Consider the following 18,483-nt stretch of genomic DNA (forward strand, 5'->3'; position numbering starts at 1 on the left):
ATTATTTAGTTAACTTTAAACATCTGATAACTTATAAATACTTTTTTTAATGAAAATTACCAGAGACAAAGTAGTAGCCATAGATTATGAGCTCAAAGTAAAAAGTGAGGGTGGAGGTCTTGAACTGGTTGAAAAAACTGAGGGGCAAGAACCTATGGTTTTTCTTTTCGGTCAAAGTGGACTTCCTGAAAAATTTGAAGAAAACCTTGATGGAAAACAGGAAGGTGATGCTTTTGAATTTTCATTGACTTCAAATGAAGCCTATGGAGATATTGATGAAAATGCTATTGTTAAATTTCCATCTAATGTATTTGCGCAAGATGGCGTAGTAGATACTGAAACTTTTAAGCCTGGAGCAATCATACCTATGTCTGATCCTGATGGCAATGTATTAAGGGGAAGAGTTTTAGAAGTAACTCCTACAGAAGTTGAAATGGACTTCAATCACCCTCTTGCTGGATATGACCTTCACTTTGAAGGAAATGTTAAAGAAGTTAGAGAGGCTACTGAAGAAGAGCTTTCTCATGGCCATGCCCATGGGCCTGGAGGCGTTCAACATTAATGAACACCGAAAAACTTATAATCCCGCCACACCAGCGGGATTTTTTTATAATCTTTCCACAAAAAAAGCGTTCTAGCCAGTAAGCCTTACCTGTAGGGTAATTGTTTAGGTGGCTTTATTTCTTATTTTTGTGGTCCTTGAGAATGAAAAAATTATTACAGATACTGCTTTGGGCAACGATAGTGTTGCAAGCCACGGAAACCTTGGCTCAGGATCCACAATTTTCGCAATATTACAATGCCCCTTTATTTTTAAATCCGGCTTTTGCGGGTACTGCACAAAATACCAGGGCTGCCTTGAACTATAGGGTACAGTGGCCTAATGTGACTACTCCATTTGTTTCTTATGCAGCATCGGCTGATCACTTTATAGAACCTTATAACAGTGGTATTGGGGTGGTTTTTCGCAGAGACCAAGAAGGGGATATTGGTTTTCGAACCAACAATATTGGTTTGATTTATTCATACCATGTAAATATTACAGACAAATGGAAGTTTGTGCCTGCTTTACAGGCTTCTTATATGTCTAGAGGTGTGGATGCCGGAAATATGACTTTTGGAGACCAAATAGATGACCGCGGATATACTGGTGCGCCAACCGGAGAGTCTTTTGGAGGGCTTAATACCCATAACCTAAGTTTTGCCACCGGTGGTTTGGTCTATAACCCTAACCTTTGGGTAGGTTTTTCTGCTTTTCACCTCAACCGCCCCGACCTGTCTTTTTTTACTGACGGATCAGGACGCTTGGACATGCGCTATACTGTTCATGGTGGCTACAAATTCAATCTGACAAATTCGATGCCGTCGCAAAGGCATAACCCTCAAGAAATAAGCATTACGCCTACTTTTCTTTATATGAGACAAGGTGTGGCTGATAGGTTTGATGTCGGTGCCTATGCAGTAATGGATCCGGTTTTATTCGGTTTTTGGTACCGCGGACTACCGGTAAAGAAATATAATGAGTCTATACATAACCATGAATCTTTGGTTTTTATGGCAGGCTTTCGTCACGAGGGACTTATGGTCTCGTATAGTTATGATGTGACAATTTCTAAGTTTACTCCAGCGAGCGGTGGGGCGCATGAACTATCTGTCATTTATTCATGGGAGTTGCTTTACAATAAACGGAAAAGAAGAAAGCCAGGGAAAAGCGCGAGAACTCCTTTCCCTTTTTTGCATCAACCTGCAACATTCTAAAAACTTAATTTTTATGCTATGCAAGGAGCAGTAGAAGAACTGAACCTGTTACTTGAACTTTTACAGCTAGAGCAGGAAGAAGACCGGAAGTATTACGAAGAGCATGTTTTAAATACACCACTAAAGGAGCGTAGAGAAGCTGGGCTTTCTTGTTACCCTGTAGTAATTAAAGAATCGTTTTATGGCACAGGCCAGCGGCTTATTTTGGAACTGGAAAGAACTTCTTATACTGATATACCGCATCAGTTTCAGGCAGGACGGGTTGCCTCCTTGTTCAGTAACACTTCAAGTGATAATAAAGATTTGCCGAGGATATCAGGCGTTGTTTCTGCATCGAGACCTGATATAATAAAACTGACTCTTTTTGTTGATGAGCTTCCAGACTGGATTGATGATGGTAAACTGGGGCTTGACTTGCTATTTGACGAAAGTAGTTATCGAGAGATGGAAGCAGCCGTTCAACTTGTCAGGAAAGCGCGAAACTGTCGTTTGGCAGATCTTCGAGATATACTGTTGGGGGATAAGACGCCAAGCATCAGGGAAGACGTGCACCCTGAAAAAATCCCTGCCACACTGAACGATCGTCAGAAGGAGGCTATACATTCCGTTGTTTCTGCTAGTGATGTAGCCATTATACATGGCCCTCCTGGTACGGGAAAAACGACTACTTTGGTAGAGGCTATCGTGCGAACCCTTCAAGATGAAAAACAGGTGCTGGTTTGCGCTCCTAGCAATACGGCTGTTGATCTTTTGACAGAACGTTTGGATGCGCAAGGTGTCAATGTATTGCGCTTAGGAAACCCCGCTAGGGTCACAGAAGAGATATTAAGCCACACCTTGGATGTACGTATAGCTAAACATCGGGACTTCAAGCTTATTAAGGAACTAAAACGCTCGGCCATAGAATATCGAAATATGGCTTTGAAGTATAAGCGTAAATTTGGTAAGGAAGAGCGGGAACAACGCAGGCTAATTTTGTCAGAAGCCAGAAGGTTACAAGCCGACGCTGAAAAAATTGAAAAGTTTATTACAGACTCTTTGGTCAATGAAGCGCAGGTGGTTACCTGTACCTTGGTGGGTGCCGCCGGTCACTTTCTGAAAGGCAAAGAGTTTTCAACTGTTTTTATTGACGAAGCTGCACAGGCACCAGAACCCGCATGTTGGATCCCTATTATAAAAGCCAATAGGGTAGTGCTTGCAGGTGACCACTGCCAGTTGCCTCCCACTGTCAAATCTGAGGAAGCAGCAAGAAGGGGATTGTCTGTAACACTTTTTGAAAAATGCATAGAAAGACAAGAGGTTGGGGTAATGCTTGATGTGCAATACAGAATGAACAAAAGAATAATGGGTTTTTCAGGTGAAGCTTTTTATAAAGGCGCTTTAAAAGCCCATGATTCAGTAGCAGACTGGTCTATTTCTGACCAATCTCCACTTTTGTCAGCGCCTATTGAATTTATTGATACTGCAGGCTGTGGTTTTGAAGAAGCGTTTGGAGAAAATACCAGGAGCCTGATCAATGAGGGGGAGGCGAATATTCTTTTTGCATACCTTCGTACGATTTTAAATGAAGTGAAGCAATATGTAAGTGTAGCAGATCAGCAAAGGTTTAGGGTAGGGGTTATTTCTCCGTATAAGGCACAGGTGCATTTGCTCGAATCTATGAAAGAAAATGATGAGTTTTTTAAATCTTTTGGGAAGAATTTGTCTGTAAATACAGTAGATGGGTTTCAAGGCCAAGAAAGGGATTTGGTGCTTATAAGTTTGGTTCGTTCTAATGACAGGGGAGAAATAGGTTTTCTTAGTGATATTCGCCGGATGAATGTAGCCATGACGCGCGCAAAAAAGAAATTAGTGGTAGTAGGCGATAGCGCTACCATTGGACAACATGATTTTTATGGGAAATTTCTTGAATATTCCGAAAAACAGGGCGTTTATAAAAGTGCGTGGGAATTTATGTAACTCATATTTTGCACTCTCAGATTTCTTCCTATATATTGTCAGGATTAACAAGATCCGTTTTTAATAAGCAGTTTTTATAAATGGCATTAAACTATATTTGGGTCTCATTCTTTGTTTTAGGCTTTTTAATGGCTGTTGTTCGGGTAGTGGGGTATTACTTCCGGGAGTTTTTTCTCCAAAACTGGAATATCGTTTTTACCACCGAAGACCTGAATATCTTTAACACCATTATTGGCAGTGTTTTCTCATCGGCACAAGCCAGTGTGACTTTGTCTATCGGGCTTATCGGCGCTATGGCTTTGTGGTTGGGAATCATGAAAATTGGAGAAGAGGGTGGCGCGGTCAATGTGTTAGCACGCCTGATGGGGCCGTTTTTTCACCGTTTGTTTCCTGAGGTTCCCAAGGAACACCCAGCCAATGGTTCTATGTTGATGAATTTTTCAGCCAATTTGTTGGGGTTGGACAATGCGGCGACGCCATTAGGGCTTAAGGCCATGAACCAGCTTCAGGAAATTAACCCAGACAAGGAAAAGGCTTCCAATGCCCAAATCATGTTTTTGGTACTTAATACCTCTGGGCTGACACTTATTCCGGTAAGCATCATGGCACTACGTGCGGCAGGGGGATCCGTCAACCCTTCGGATATTTTTATACCTATTCTGATTACTACTTTTTTCTCATCTATCACTGGTTTAGTTGCAGTTTCAATTATTCAGAAAATAAATCTTCTGGACAAAGTGATTTTGGCTTACCTTTTAGGTGGTATAGTGTTGATGGGCGGTATAATTTATTACTTTGTTAATCTTCCCGATGAGCAAGTAGGACCTATTAGTAGTCTATTGGGCAATGGTATTATCTTCTCAATTATCATTGCTTTTCTGTTGATGGGGCTGCGTAAAAAAATTAATTTATTTAATACTTTTATAGATGGCGCCAAAGATGGTTTTGGGATTGCTATAAAGATTATTCCTTACCTGGTAGCCATGCTAGTAGCTATTGGTGTTTTTAGGGCTTCAGGCGCTATGGACTTACTGCTGGCCGGAATAGAAGGAATTTTCAATGGATTGAATTATGTGCTAGCAGCAGTAGGCTTCACATGGCAAATCAATACCGACTTTATACCGGGGTTGCCTGTCGCACTGATGAAGCCGCTTTCAGGCAGTGGTGCTCGTGGGCTTTTTGCTGAAACAATGGAAACTTATGGTGTAGACTCTTTTGTTGGGAGATTGGCAGCAACTTTTCAGGGAAGTACAGAAACCACTTTTTTTGTACTAGCTGTTTATTTCGGTTCTGTTGGAATAAAAAGAACACGCTACGCATTAGGGGCTGGTCTTATCGCTGACTTTGCTGGAATTATAGCTGCCATATTTGTGGCTTATATCTTTTTTAGATAATGAAACTTTCTAATGACTTCTACCAGCGTGACGATGTATTACAGGTTAGCCAGGACTTGCTGGGAAAGCAATTGCTAACTTGCATTGACGGTAAGGTAACAGGAGGAGTTATCGTTGAAACAGAAGCTTACAAAGCACCAGAAGATAAGGCTTCGCACGCCTTTGGAAATAAAAGGACTTCCCGAACAGAAACTTTTTATAAGGCAGGTGGGGTAAGTTATGTTTATATGTGCTACGGAATCCATTTCCTTTTTAATATTATAACTAATAAAGTTGACGTGCCCCATGCAGTTCTGGTAAGGGCCATAGAGCCAATAGAGGGACTCGATATTATGATGGAACGTAGGAAGAAGAAAAAACTGGACTACACTTTAACTGCCGGCCCCGGAGCATTGTCTCAGGCTTTAGGAATAACTAAGTCGCACAATAACCTGTCTTTACAAGGTGATGCTATATGGATTGAAGACCAAGGCAAAGTTGTTGATGCCAATGATATCACAGCACGCCCCAGAGTCGGGATTGCTTATGCAGAAGAGTATGCTTTGAAACCATGGAGGTTTAGTATTAGTGGCAACAAATGGGTTAGCAAAGCAAAGTAATTTAATTTTTTTAGCGTAAATATTACCTAGAAATAATTATATTCATTCCTTAAATGTTTGTAAAATTTTCCGCTTGTTATTAACTTGTTTCCGGTTTAATCTGGGAACATGAAAAATCTTTATCTCACTTTTTTCTTCGTTTTGTTTTTAATAAAACAAGGTATAGGGCAGGAGTTGTATGTGACTCCTGAAAATGGTCTAAATTTGCGGAGCAATGCCAGTGTTGGGAACAATGTAGTAAGCAAGGTGCCTCATGGTACTAAGGTGGAAGTGTTGGATAATAGCAATCCTGAGTGGTACAAGGTGAAGTATGAAGATAGCGAAGGTTTTAAAGTCGGTTATGTTTCTTCTCAATATTTAAGCGAGGATAAGCCCAGAGGCAGTGGCAGAAGAAAATCCTCTTCTAGGTCTAGTAACAGGTCGTCTTCAAATTCTAATAGGAACGATTCTTCTTCAGGTTCAGGCAATAGTGGTGGGGGAGGCTCTGGAGATGGAGATCTTGGTATTGGAGTTCGGGGTGGAGACCCAACGGGGATAACTGCGAAAAAGTATTTTGGAGATCGTGCCATTGAAATTAGCATTGGTCGCCCTGCTGGTTGGTGGTACTCTGACCGCTATTATCATAATCGTTTTAGAGATTACTATTATGATTATTATAACTATAATCATCACCATCATTATAGTTACTATTATGACGATATTGAACGTCATTTCTCTATAGCGCTACAGGTACATTATTTAATTCATAAAAATTTATTAGAGGGAGAGGGAATTGAAGGGCTTCAGTTTTATTATGGAGGAGGAGTACAATTAAGAAATTGGAGTTATAGCTATCATTATCGTAGGTGGGTTCCTTATCCTTATGGAGGAGGAAGATACGTGCATGAGCGGTCCCGAGTCAATGATGTAGACTTGGGAGTGGACTTTGTAATCGGTCTTGAATATACCATTCCAGATATACCATTATCTTTCTTTTTAGATGCTAACCTGTATACGGTCCTATACCGTGATATTGGTTTTATCGGACAATTTGGAATAGGAGGACGGTTTAACTTTTAAATTAATGGGTTTTCTTATAAAAAAAGCAGGTTTGGGGTTTCTGAACCTGCTTTTCTTTTTTTTCGAGGGGTGACTAGGATCAACTGTAGCCCTGACTATCATCATTATAAATCGTCGCTTCATGCTGTACTTTTGATGTTATAAAGTAAATGACACAAATAAAAGCAAACAACTATGGCAACAGCAACAAGATTAGCGCACGGTACTAGTATCAACACTTCTGAGGCAGTACACAACAATTCTAAGTTTTCTCAACTATGTGAGGTGCTTGAGAATTATCGGTATCTGGCGGTTTCAGGAATATTGTTTTTTCAAGGATGTATCTTGGTTCCAGTTCTATTGCTTATGACTCAGTTCTATAGTATTGGAATTTCTGATATTACCGCATTAGTAGCTTCGCTCTCAACTATGGCTGTATTGGTTACGAATATCTCAGGCTTGGGAATGAAAACAAATATGATTGTTTTTGGACTTAATTTAGTGGCAATGCTTTCTTTAATTTTGATTCACCTAGTGAATATATAAAGTGGTTAATTTTAAGTGGTTAATTCTGGATGCAGGTTTGGGGTGGTTCCCAGCCTGCTTTTTTTTTGCTTAGATTATGCATTAGAAAGTTCTAATGTATATTTCATGTTTATGACTTCTGTTGTTTGACAAAGTAAAAAACTGGCAAAATCAGGCAAATTATAGCAGAAATAGTCATAACAGAAGCATATGGCCATCTCATCAGATTGGCATATAGGCCAGAAAGGAAAAGTAGAAGGAATATTGGTTTACCATATTCTACATTTTTGATATTGCTTCTCTTAAAAAACTCAAAAAAATAAACGCTTGTAAAGCCTATTAAACCAATAGCGATAATTATTTCGGCATATGGCCAATTTAGAACAGTAAATGATGTGCCTATCATGAATATAACTAAACCTATGCCTGCATAAGGAAATGCTTCGCTTTTGATAAAAGTACCATTTTTAAGCAATGCATAAGTTCCTGATAGAATGAATAAAGCTCCTGAAACACCCGCTATACTTCTTAATAGTGCTTCATGAAAGAAAATTGACAGAAACAGTCCTGAAAAAGTAAGGAGTAATGTTATGTTTATTATTCTTACCAGGTTTGTATTACTCATCGGCTAGTGTTTTGTATTTACAGAAACAGCGCAAATGCCATGATTTGCGCTGATGGATAATTTATCAGATTGTAATCCTTTATAGTTCGTTGGTTAAATTCTAGGTTTTTCACCCCATATCTTCACAAGTATGAAACCAAATATCATACCACCAAGGTGAGCAAAGTTTGCCACATTATTTTCTTCAAAAACCCCAACATAAAGTTCTAGCGCCCCTAAGAAAATGACGAAGTATTTTGCTTTGATTGGGAATAGGAAATAGATATAGACTGGTTGGTTCGGGAAAAGAAATCCAAAAGCCAATAGTATACCAAAAACAGCACCTGATGCACCTAAAGATGGCCTGTTAATGTGGAATTGAAGGTAGCCTTGCATAAGCTCTTCTGAGCGTCTGGCGTAAGCTTCATTTTCTGGATCTTCAGCCCATTTTTCTTCTAGTTCATGCATTTCCTGCAATACACGTGCCTGTTGTGGAACGGTTTCTGGCAGTTCTCCAATTTCTTCATGGACAAACTCTGAAAATGCTGAGTAGCTTGGGTCTTGTTTGTAATCGTTTACTTCAGATTCTAGCTGGCTAATTGTAAACATCGTTACTGCACCATGGAGAAGCGCTGCACCTATACCTGTGAAAAAGTAATAAAATATAAACTTCTTAGGTTTCCATACATACTCAAGAGCAGATCCGAACATCCATAGGATGAACATGTTTAGAAATAAGTGCAAATACCCTCCATGCAGAAACATATGGGTAACTAATTGCCAAATAGCAAAATGTTCGGATTCAAAACTGAACAGTGCGAATGTTTCTGTAATCCCAAAGCCATTGTTGTCAAGGTAAAGCTGGGCAAGAAATACCAAAATGTTAATAATTACCAGAAATTTAACAACATCCGCTAATTTTTTTGGTCGTACTTCACTTACTCGCTCTGGGTTCTGGTAATTTTCTTCTTCAGACATGCTATTCAAAAATTGCTTAAAAATGTTAACTATATGTAATTATAATGAATTATACGCATATTTTGTTACTATCATGTACGTATCTTAAAAATGCTTGTTCCGGTTTTTCTAAGAATTATTCAATTGTTGCTCTTAAGACGAAGTCACCCTTCGGTATTGCCTTTTCGCTTTCTGTCCAGATATTGATCTGCCATTATGAATAACCTATAAGGTTCATAAATCCTCATTACCGTATAGGTTTTAAAGCTCGCCTCTAGCATGGCCCTGGCCAGAGTTTTGCCATGAATAGGACGGTAGCTTTTTAATAAACCTAGTTTGTTGACTAGTTTCATGAACCTGATGCCCAAGCTTTCAAAGAACCTATTTTCTTTTCTGTCTCCTTCTAGAATGCTGGGATGCAAAATATGTATACTTTTAAAGTCTAAATCTATGACTTTTTGCTCTAGTTTTCCTTTGATTTTAGAATAAAAGAAAATGGAGGAGGGGTTTGCTCCAGGGGCAGAGACCAATACATAAACCGGTACTTTGTTCTCTGCTGCTGCCTTGGCAAACTCATACTGATATTGGAAGTCTACCTTAAACTGATTTTCTTTGCTCCCAGCTTTTTTTAATGTAGTTCCTAAAGTAGAAAAAAGGACATCGCCTTGAACAAGATGCTTCCATTCATCTGGCGAATCAAAATTTATGATATGTTCTTCTAGCTTTTGGTGCTTTGTGCCAGTCGGTCTCCTAGTAAAAACCCTCACAGTTTCGAAATGCTCGTCTTCTAGTATCTGGTTTAGAAGAAAGTGGCCGGTTAAACCTGTTGTTCCGATTATATTTGCTGTCCGCATAAAGTCTTTTCTTTGTAAAACCCTCCTTTTACTTCAGGGTTTAGGGGCATAGGCAAAATAAGTTTGAAATATGCAATAGTGATTCTATTACCTCAAAATATCTTTAAACCGTCCTAGCTCGCATTTGTGCCTTAACCACAGCGCTGCTGCTTTGCCGTTCAAATGCTGATTTATTGTTATTTTCTCCTCATGACGAAATTTATTGCCTATGCAGAAAAAAAAAGGCGCAGCTTTGGAAAGTGCGCCTTTTTATAGTTAAGCAAGTTTATGTATTATTTTTTAAGAACCATTTTCCCGTCACCAACTTTCTGGCCTTCTGAGTAGAACTCAATTCTGTAGGTGCCAGGCTTATATTTACTGCCTTTATCGTAGTAGAAAGTAATGGTTTGGTTGGTGTTGTCAAAGTCAATGGTTTGCTTGTCTGTGTAAACCAACTCCCTTCCGTCAACTTCGAAGGACTTTTGACCGGTAAACAAGGTTATTCCTCCTGGTTCAATTAGTCGCATGTAAATGTCCTTTTTGCCTGGCTGCGCCACTTTGTTCTCAGCTAATGTCAATGAAGCCTTCACTCTTTTAATATACTGTGATTTGATAGAACCAGGCTTCACTTCTTTTCCTGCTGTATTAAAAACAGCAACATCGATATTTTCAGCCTTTAGTGCGGATGCTACAGCGACTTTTTCAGAAAGTTCTGTTTTAACTTCAGCCAAAGCTTTAATAGAGTCATTTTGTGCTGCCATTCTAGCTTCTAAAGTGTCTTTTAACGCTTTTAGTTTTTGGTTTTCCTCTTCTAGAGATGACATGTTGGCCTGTGCTACATTGTAGTTCTTCTGATAGTTTGCCAGTTTATTGTTCAGGCTCCTGATCGAGATGTTTTTGTTTTGGATTTCAGCTTTTAGCTCATCAAGTTGGGCTAATTTCTGTCTTTCCTCTGCCAACTCCATGCCTAGCGCTTCTTTTTCTCTAATAACCATCTTGATGCTGTCCTGTAGACGGGATATTTCATCCAGCTTGTTTTTAACATCAGATTTGTATGATGCTGACTTTTGCTCTTCCTGTGCAAGTACTGTTTCTGTTTCCTGTTTTTCAAATAACAAGAAGCCTATAACACCTCCTAAACCTAGAACCAATAGACTTAATACTATAATGGCTCCGGTACCACTTCTTTTGGTTTTTTCTTTTTCTGGTTTTGCAGGTCTTTCTTTTTTCGCTTTAGACTTTAACTCCTCTTTTTTTGTAGGAGCCTTCGGTTCTGCTTTGACTTCTGCTTTTGTTTCAGTTTTTGCAGCCGCAGGCGTAGGTTCAGCTTTGGCAATAGGTTCTGACTTTGCTGCTGGTGGAGTGGCTGGAGCCGGTGCCTTCGGTTCTGTAGCCTTAGACTCCTGAACCGGTTGTTCCGCTGGTTTGGCAACTTGAGGCTCTTTTTTTACCTCTGGTTTAGAAACTGGGGTGCTCTGGGGAGCAGGATCCGGCTTCTTTGCAACGGAATCAGAAGCTTCTGGGTTTTTCTTGACAGTTTTCTTTACAACCTTTCTGACAACAGGTCTTGGACCTTTTATTTTAGGAGGTCTTGCCATAACTATACTTATTTAATTTTTGTAAAATTTTGTACAATAGTTAGTTTTTTAATAAATATTATTCTAAAGAGAGTCTAATTTACTCAAAGAATATTAATATTCAATAACTTTTTGTCAAGTAATGTACTTTTTTATAAAACCTTGTTGACTAAATTTTCATTAAGAAGCTATTTTAAACTTGTAACTCTATGAAAAATATAATACTTTATACAAAAAAGTTCCCTCTTGTTTTTGACGATAATGCTGTTTGTCAAATAGATATATCAAAAATGGTAGAAGAGCTTTCTCAAGATTATAATCTTTTAGAAAAAAATCCATCGATTACTGTTGTCGGAGACTTTCAGTACGTAAGTTTTGCTCTGAGTAAGAAAGAAGACAGGCAAAAAATTGGATTTTGACTTGTCTTGAATTCTACCACCATGTATATATTAGTTACCTGCTAATTCAATTTTTGTGGTCAGGTCGTTGCTTGGATCAGACGTTACCACGGCTGATGAATCTAATCTTCCATAATGTCTTCATTCCATAGTGCAGGTTTATTTTCTATAAACTTTTGCATCATGTCTATACATTCTGGAAGGTTTAAATCTACTACCTCCACACCATGAGATTCCATAAACGCCCTGGCACCGGAAAATGTTTGTGACTCACCTACTATAACTTTGGGTATTTTAAACTGGACTATGGTTCCGGCGCACATATAGCATGGCATTAAGGTAGAGTAAATGACTGTGTCTTTATAACTGCCTATACGTCCAGCATTATTCAAGCAGTCCATTTCACCATGTAAAATCGGGTTGTTTTCCTGTACCCGCTTATTATGTCCCTTTGATATAATTTCATTGTTTTTGACCAATACAGACCCAATAGGGATACCGCCTTCGTTAAGGCTTTTTTTGGCCTGCTCAATGGCCGCTTTCATAAATACATCCATACCAATATTTTTTAACAGAATTATACCCTAAGTTTTCTGTTGAGACAAACAATTGACGAAGGTTTAATTGCCGTTCATACAAGTTACTATGGCATAATTCTTATTGAATTATTAAAGAAATGATAAATACTGTTGTAAAACCAGTAAAAGCGATAATGGTTGTCATAATTGTCCAGCTTTGCAAAGTCTGCTTTTCGTTGAGTCCATAATACTTGCTTACCAACCAAAAGCCACTATCATTCACATGTGACATTATGGAAGCTCCTGAAGCTATAGCAATAACCAATAGTGCTTTTTGCATATCAGAATAGATGGTACCTTCCAGCAATGAAGCAGTTAATCCGGCAGCCGTTATCATGGCCACTGTAGATGACCCTTGTAATATCCTGATGACAGCGGCAGAGAGGAAGGCAAAAAACATGATTGACAAACCTTGGTCAGCCAATGTCATAGCTAACATTTTTCCTGCCCCAGTATCTGTTAACATTTGTTTGAACACACCTCCTGCACCAGTTATCAGGATTATTATACCGGCAGGTTCAAGAGACCTGTTGCTTAATTGTAATAGTTGTTTTCTGGATTGTCCTCTTTTTATTCCTAAAAAATACCAGGCTGCAAGATTAGCTAAAAGCAGTGCTATGAACGGGTGTCCTACAGTCGTTAGGGTGTTTAGAGCTAGGGAACTCAGTTGTAAAGAGTCCTGAAAAGTATTTACTACGGTGTTGGTAAGGATTAAAAAAATGGGGAGACCAATAATAACTGTTATCTGTTTGGGAGAGGGAAGGGTAGCTGTGTCTACGCTTGTTGATGTAGTTGGAGGGGCTATGTTTTTAATTCTCTTTGCAATAAACTTTCCAAACAACGGGCCTGCTAATAAAGCAGCGGGAATGCCTGCTATAAGTCCTGAAATAATTACCAAACCTAGGTCGGCCTGAAGTATGTCTGCAACGGCAACTGGTCCCGGTGTAGGGGGAATAAAAGCATGTGTAACAGCCAGACCTGCTAGTAAGGGTACACCAAAGTAAAGTAAGGGTTTGCCTGTTTTTCTTTGAAGAGCGTACACCACAGGGGCTAAAATCACAAAGGCCACATCAAAAAATACTGGAATACTGATAAGAAAACCCGTTACCATTAAGACTAAGGGTGTTTTTTCTTGACCAGACTTGTTTATTAAATAGTTTGCTAACGAATGCACTCCTCCAGAATTTTCTAAAATGCCTCCAAATAAAGCTCCTAGACCTACGACTATGGCTATAAACCCCAAGGTTCCTGCCATACCTTCTTGCATACTGGATATGATTTGAGGGCCAGGAATGCCTGCTAATAAGCCAACTGCTATGCTAGATATTAATAGGGAAAGAAAAGCCTGTAACTTAAAGTACAGGATAAGTATGAGTAACAGTGTAATGCCTGTAAGAACTGCGAAAAGTAAGGAGTAATCCATTTCAATAATTGGTCTACCAAAGGGTATGAAAGTACTGGTCTAAAGGTTTATCTTTTCGTCTGTAAGTATGTGCACCAAAATAATCCCTTTGCGCTTGAGTTAAGTTAGCTGGTGAGTCTGCTGTAATGTATCCTAGAAAATAGTTTAATGCCGCGGACATTACCGGTAGGGGATAGCCATTGGATAGTCCCTGTGCTACAGACGCTCTGGCAGATTTTTCCCACATTTTTACTTTTGGAACTAAGCCTGGAGCTAGCAACAGTTCATCACTTTCTTTGAAAATAGTTACTAAGTCTTCCATGAAGGAGGAACGGATAATACATCCATTGGTCCAAATCCTTGCAACTTCGCTTAAGTCTACCTGCCATTTGTTTTTCTTTGACACCTCATGGATTAAGCCAAACCCAACGGCATGGTTAATAACTCGGGTAAATTGATATGCTTCAAACAACAGTTGGGAGAATGCTTGCTTTTCAGAACTTAAAACTTTTTTTTGTCGGGTATATATGTTGGACGCTGCTACCCTTTGCGCTTTCATAGCAGACAAGTTTCTTGCCATTACCGCCTCTGCCAATGGTCCGTAAGGTACGCCATTTTCCAGTGCAGTGTTTACAGACCAGCTACCGGTACCTTTTTGCTCTGCCTGGTCTAAGATAAGGTCTAGTAAGAACGTGTTCCCTTCTCTTTTTTGTAGGATCTTTACCGTTATTTCCAGCAAGTATCCTGAGGCGCCATTTTTGCACCATTGACCAAAAGTGTTGGCTATTTCTTCAGGCGTATGTTCAAGATAGTTGTTAAGTAAATAGTAAACCTCTGCTATAGCCTGCATTTCGCTGTACTCTATACTATTGTGGATCATTTTTACAAAATGTCCAGCTCCTTCAGGGCCTATCCAGGCAGTGCATGGCATACCGTTTTTGTCAGTCGCGGATAGCTTGTACAAGTATGGACTTATCAGCTCAAAGCCTTCCCTGGACCCACCTGGCATTATGGAGGGGCCTTTCCTGGCACCTTCTTCGCCACCAGAGATTCCTGCTCCGATAAAGTTAATTTTCTTCTCAGCAAGCATATGGAACCTTCTTGAAGAGTCCTTGTAAAATGAATTTCCGCCGTCAATAACCAAATCACCTGGTGAAAGGTGGGGGATTAGTGCTTCTATCTGTTGATCCACGGCACTTCCTGCCGGAATCATGAGCAATATTTTTCGTGGGCTTTCAAGGGAGCTTACAAAATTTGCAAGGTTGTCAAAGCCAGATAGTACTTTAAGCTCTGGGTTGTCCTCAAGCACCTTCTGGGCAATACCTTCTTCTTTACCTGCTACATGTCTATTATATATAGAAACAGCAATATTTTTGGTGGCTAAATTGAGGGCAAGGCTTTTACCCATAGTGCCCATTCCTATAATGCCAATTGCTGAAGTTTTTTTCATAAGTTTAATTCTTTAATCACTTTTTCAACCAAGTCTTCTGGCGAAAGTTTTATGTCCAGGTGTATACCATATGCAGGTTTTTCCAAAGTGTCATATTGTGATTGAATGAGACTGGCAGGCATAAAATGTCCCTTGCGGTCTTTACATCTTAAGTGTATTGTTTCAGGGTCTCCCTCTAAATATACCCACTGCGCTACTACGTTTTTTTGTAACAACTGACGATACTTTTCCTTTAGGGCAGAACAAGCTAGTATGGCGCCTTTGTTTTTCTCCCATTGTTCCGTAAGGGCAGCCAGTTGCTCTAGCCATGGTTGCCGGTCTTCATCCGTCAAAGGTATCCCATTCTTCATTTTTGCTATATTCTGTTCAGGATGGTAGTCGTCTGCATCATAAAAAGGCAAGTGAAGCCGACGGGCCAATAACCTGCCGATGGTACTTTTGCCACACCCAGATATACCCATTACTATGATTATCATAAGCGAATTTATGCAAAATATAGATATGAGGATAATTTGATTAAATAATTCAGTATAGGGGGAACTTGTTTTAATGCTTTTCGTAGAATTTGAATAAAAAATAATTATAATTTTTCTTTCTTAATTTATATTTGTAGAACTTTAGGCTTTAAAATATTTATATTTAGGCTTCTGTATGGTCAAAAACTTACTTCTTTTGTTGTTATGTCCATGTCTTTTGTTGGCAGAAGGAACAAAAGAACTTCGTCCTAATGAATCGCATCATGGAAACCTTGTGTTGTACAACCAAGGCGGGTTTACCGAGTTTGGTATGTATGATGCCCCAGTGGAAAATCGTATTAAAATCAGGATAGGGTCTTTAGATGAGAAAATCTACATTGGCCTTAATAACAAACAGGGGCTTCATATACCACTAGACGATGGCCCTTTTGTTCCCAATGTTCCTTTCCGGATAAGGACTCCATCTGATGTTACTATTTATGAAAGTGTCATACCTGCACCAGGCGAGGAAGGGCATGTGGCTACTTATGAACAGGCGGTGGCTGGTCCTGTCGAACTAGGAAATCCAGACGGTTTCGATGCCATTATGCTTGATAACTTGCCGGAAACCGGCGATTATTATATAGAATTCAACCCTGACCCTATGCTGGTAAACGGGGAGTGGATGATACGTTTAAATATTCACCTTTTTGATATTACTGTGGCTGATGCAAACAACAATCCTATCCCTGGTAGGCTGCACAGTCAGGCTTGGCAAATAACCACTGAACGTTTTGATAATGGCTTTTGGGGCAAAATGTACCCTTATGATGGGGGGAGTGCTGTATATGAAGTAGACTTTAATGGCATGGAGCCTTTTGTTTTTGTGGTAGTACTTAACTCTGTAGGGACAGATTATACTGGCGACTTTTTGGAGGACAGGAAAAGTAAAATTGGAAACTATATGCTTCCTGAGTTTGAGGTGTTTCTTAATCCTCCTGACGAGTCTTTATACCCTGTCAATCCGGTTTTTGCAGAAATGAGTGCAGAGGTTAAGCGAGTGGAGTGTACTACTACGGAATATTGTATGGAATTTACCACCAGCACGGGAGGGTACATATCCGGGTTTATTGACTTTAATAATAATGGTGTGTATGATGCCGGTATTGGTGAGGTATATTTTGGAGAGCATTATCCTGATGGTGGACAAAATTGCATTGAGTGGGATGGAAATGATAGTTTTGGAAACCCAGTGGATGATGGTCAATACCGGGTAATTGCTTCTTTTGGATTTGGAATTACCCATAAGCCATTATATGATGTAGAGCACAACCGGAACGGGTATAAAGTTAACATTATTAGGCCTGAAAATAGTGAACCTCCTTTGCTTTTTTGGGATGATGAATATATTGTAGATGGGAATACTTTAGGAGATCCATTGGTCAACTTAAGTGGATGCCTCTCTGTTGAAACGGGCTGTCACCGCTGGGAATACAGAGGTGCTATAGATGATGAAAGTGCGTACTATAGACAGGAAACCATTAATACGTGGTGGTACAGTGACTTGGTGTTGGACACTGTATTGTTTAATGTAGAGGACTGTTATGATTGCGGTATTGAGTTTCCCAATGCTTTTTCCCCTAATGGCGACGGTATTAATGACGATATAGGAATACTAGGGTATGCCCCGAAGGTTGAACTGAAGATATTTAACCGGTGGGGCGAAGTTATTTTTAGGACTTTCGAAATAGAAAAAAGGTGGGACGGCATCTATCGGGGTGTTGAAGCGCCTGTGGGAGTTTATCCCTTTATATTGGACTGGGAGTGCCCTGATGAGAACGGAAATATGGTAAAACATCAGCGGGTAGGCGATGTAACTTTGGTACGATGAGTAGAAAAGCATTATATATCGTCCTGTTGTTTATTCAACAAACTGCCTTTGCTCAAGATCCACAGTTTTCGCAATATTATGCAGCTCCCTTGTTGTTAAACCCTGCCATGGCTGGTTCAGGAGATTGTATTCGTGCTGGCTTCAATGCACGTACACAGTGGGTAGGTTTGCCTGGTGGCGCTTTTAATACCGGCTCTATGTTTGTGGACATGAATATGCCTGATATAAGAAGTGGGTTTGGTTTAATGGCGCTGTATGATCAAATAGGTACACCGCGAATGTCTTCAAGTGAAATTAGCCTTTTTTATAGTTTTCTGGCTCCTGTAAACCGAAACTTGAATTTTCGATTCGGCTTACAAGGGACATTTGCTTCGAGGGGCTTAGATTATAGCAGACTTATTTTTGAAGACCAATTTAGGGGTACGACTATCGTGGACCCAACCACCAATGACCCTGCCAGGGACCATACGAATGTAAACTATGGCGACGTATCTGCTGGATTGTTAATTTATGGAGAAGACACTTATTGGTTAGGTTTTTCTGCACATCACCTAACCAGGCCCGAGCAGGCGTTTTTTTTGCCGGAAAGCAGGTTGCCCATAAAATATTCCGTGCATGGCGGCTATAATTTTATACATAAGAATGGATCATACCAAAAAGATAATTGGGTATATATAATACCCACCTTTATGTACAAGAGACAAGCCGAATTTGATCAATTTGATCTAGGGGTTTATGTCATAAAATCTTACTTGATGGCGGGTGTGTGGTACAGGGGGATTCCTTTTAAGGTCGATGAGAATATCCCTAACAATGATGCCATCTCTATGCAGGTAGGTGTTCAATACGAAGATTTTTCAATAATTTATAGCTACGATTATACCATTTCCCGTTTACATATAAGAAATACCTGGGGTAGTCACGAAATAAGCTTGTTATACAAGTTTTGTATGGATTGGCCACGCAATAAGGGGAAGAAGCCTCCCAAGCATGTGCGAAAACCATCATGTCCAGATTTTAAAAGAAGTAAAAAACATAAATGGAACTCTAAAGGTTTCTAGTGTT

The 18,483-nt window shown here is 39.6% G+C and carries 18 protein-coding genes; 10 read left to right on the forward strand and 8 right to left on the reverse strand.

What is annotated here, in order from left to right:
• The first annotated feature begins 49 nt into the window (after positions 1-49).
• From RCC89_11545 to RCC89_11575, 7 genes are all read left to right on the forward strand, one after another.
• Entirely contained in the window at positions 50-562 is a 513-nt protein-coding gene (locus tag RCC89_11545; protein ID WMJ73788.1) for a peptidylprolyl isomerase, read from the forward strand.
• A gap of 143 nt (positions 563-705) precedes the next feature.
• Complete coding sequence (locus RCC89_11550) at positions 706-1,758, forward strand: type IX secretion system membrane protein PorP/SprF (GenBank protein WMJ73789.1); 1,053 nt, start codon at positions 706-708, stop codon at positions 1,756-1,758.
• An 18-nt stretch (positions 1,759-1,776) separates the two neighbouring features.
• A complete protein-coding gene (locus RCC89_11555) occupies positions 1,777-3,717 on the forward strand; it encodes an AAA domain-containing protein (protein ID WMJ73790.1) in 1,941 nt (646 codons plus the stop codon).
• An 80-nt stretch (positions 3,718-3,797) separates the two neighbouring features.
• Positions 3,798-5,111, forward strand: coding sequence for a nucleoside recognition domain-containing protein (locus RCC89_11560; GenBank protein WMJ73791.1), 1,314 nt, complete (start codon positions 3,798-3,800; stop codon positions 5,109-5,111).
• On the forward strand, positions 5,111-5,710 hold the full coding sequence (locus RCC89_11565) for a DNA-3-methyladenine glycosylase (GenBank protein ID WMJ73792.1): 600 nt from the start codon (positions 5,111-5,113) through the stop codon (positions 5,708-5,710). Before RCC89_11560 ends, RCC89_11565 begins: the two co-directional genes overlap by 1 nt.
• 108 nt (positions 5,711-5,818) lie before the next feature.
• A complete protein-coding gene (locus RCC89_11570; GenBank protein ID WMJ73793.1) occupies positions 5,819-6,769 on the forward strand; it encodes an SH3 domain-containing protein in 951 nt (316 codons plus the stop codon).
• A gap of 174 nt (positions 6,770-6,943) precedes the next feature.
• Positions 6,944-7,294, forward strand: a complete 351-nt coding sequence (locus tag RCC89_11575; protein WMJ73794.1) for a hypothetical protein — start codon at positions 6,944-6,946, stop codon at positions 7,292-7,294.
• 109 nt (positions 7,295-7,403) lie between these two features.
• Here the strand turns inward: RCC89_11575 and RCC89_11580 are convergent, their stop codons facing one another.
• The 4 genes from RCC89_11580 to RCC89_11595 form a co-directional block, all read right to left on the reverse strand.
• A complete protein-coding gene (locus RCC89_11580) occupies positions 7,404-7,898 on the reverse strand; it encodes a hypothetical protein (GenBank protein WMJ73795.1) in 495 nt (164 codons plus the stop codon).
• Between the two features lie 93 nt (positions 7,899-7,991).
• Positions 7,992-8,855: a rhomboid family intramembrane serine protease gene (locus RCC89_11585; GenBank protein WMJ73796.1), complete on the reverse strand. Its 864-nt coding sequence runs from the start codon at positions 8,853-8,855 to the stop codon at positions 7,992-7,994.
• A gap of 143 nt (positions 8,856-8,998) precedes the next feature.
• Positions 8,999-9,688 carry an NADH-quinone oxidoreductase subunit F gene (locus RCC89_11590; GenBank protein ID WMJ73797.1) on the reverse strand — a complete coding sequence of 230 codons (690 nt, stop codon included), beginning with the start codon at positions 9,686-9,688 and terminating at the stop codon, positions 8,999-9,001.
• 272 nt (positions 9,689-9,960) lie between these two features.
• On the reverse strand, positions 9,961-11,265 hold the full coding sequence (locus RCC89_11595) for a hypothetical protein (GenBank protein ID WMJ73798.1): 1,305 nt from the start codon (positions 11,263-11,265) through the stop codon (positions 9,961-9,963).
• A 188-nt stretch (positions 11,266-11,453) separates the two neighbouring features.
• Here RCC89_11595 and RCC89_11600 point away from each other — a divergent pair, with 188 nt between their 5' ends.
• On the forward strand, positions 11,454-11,663 hold the full coding sequence (locus tag RCC89_11600; GenBank protein ID WMJ73799.1) for a hypothetical protein: 210 nt from the start codon (positions 11,454-11,456) through the stop codon (positions 11,661-11,663).
• A gap of 101 nt (positions 11,664-11,764) precedes the next feature.
• Here the strand turns inward: RCC89_11600 and RCC89_11605 are convergent, their stop codons facing one another.
• The 4 genes from RCC89_11605 to RCC89_11620 all read right to left on the reverse strand — a co-directional run bounded on the left by RCC89_11605 (position 11,765) and on the right by RCC89_11620 (position 15,548).
• Positions 11,765-12,199, reverse strand: coding sequence for a nucleoside deaminase (locus RCC89_11605; protein ID WMJ73800.1), 435 nt, complete (start codon positions 12,197-12,199; stop codon positions 11,765-11,767).
• A 100-nt stretch (positions 12,200-12,299) separates the two neighbouring features.
• On the reverse strand, positions 12,300-13,643 hold the full coding sequence (locus RCC89_11610; protein WMJ73801.1) for a gluconate:H+ symporter: 1,344 nt from the start codon (positions 13,641-13,643) through the stop codon (positions 12,300-12,302).
• 13 nt (positions 13,644-13,656) lie between these two features.
• A complete protein-coding gene (gndA, locus tag RCC89_11615; protein WMJ73802.1) occupies positions 13,657-15,072 on the reverse strand; it encodes an NADP-dependent phosphogluconate dehydrogenase in 1,416 nt (471 codons plus the stop codon).
• Positions 15,069-15,548, reverse strand: a complete 480-nt coding sequence (locus tag RCC89_11620) for a gluconokinase (protein ID WMJ73803.1) — start codon at positions 15,546-15,548, stop codon at positions 15,069-15,071. The genes gndA and RCC89_11620 overlap by 4 nt, the downstream gene beginning before the upstream one ends.
• 175 nt (positions 15,549-15,723) lie before the next feature.
• On the opposite strand from RCC89_11620, the gene RCC89_11625 reads away from it, so the two are divergent.
• A complete protein-coding gene (locus tag RCC89_11625; GenBank protein WMJ73804.1) occupies positions 15,724-17,418 on the forward strand; it encodes a gliding motility-associated C-terminal domain-containing protein in 1,695 nt (564 codons plus the stop codon).
• A complete protein-coding gene (locus tag RCC89_11630) occupies positions 17,415-18,479 on the forward strand; it encodes a type IX secretion system membrane protein PorP/SprF (GenBank protein ID WMJ73805.1) in 1,065 nt (354 codons plus the stop codon). Before RCC89_11625 ends, RCC89_11630 begins: the two co-directional genes overlap by 4 nt.
• Positions 18,480-18,483: the final 4 nt, after the last annotated feature.

This window comes from Cytophagaceae bacterium ABcell3, assembly GCA_030913385.1.
Taxonomy (GTDB): Bacteria; Bacteroidota; Bacteroidia; order Cytophagales; family Cytophagaceae; genus ABcell3.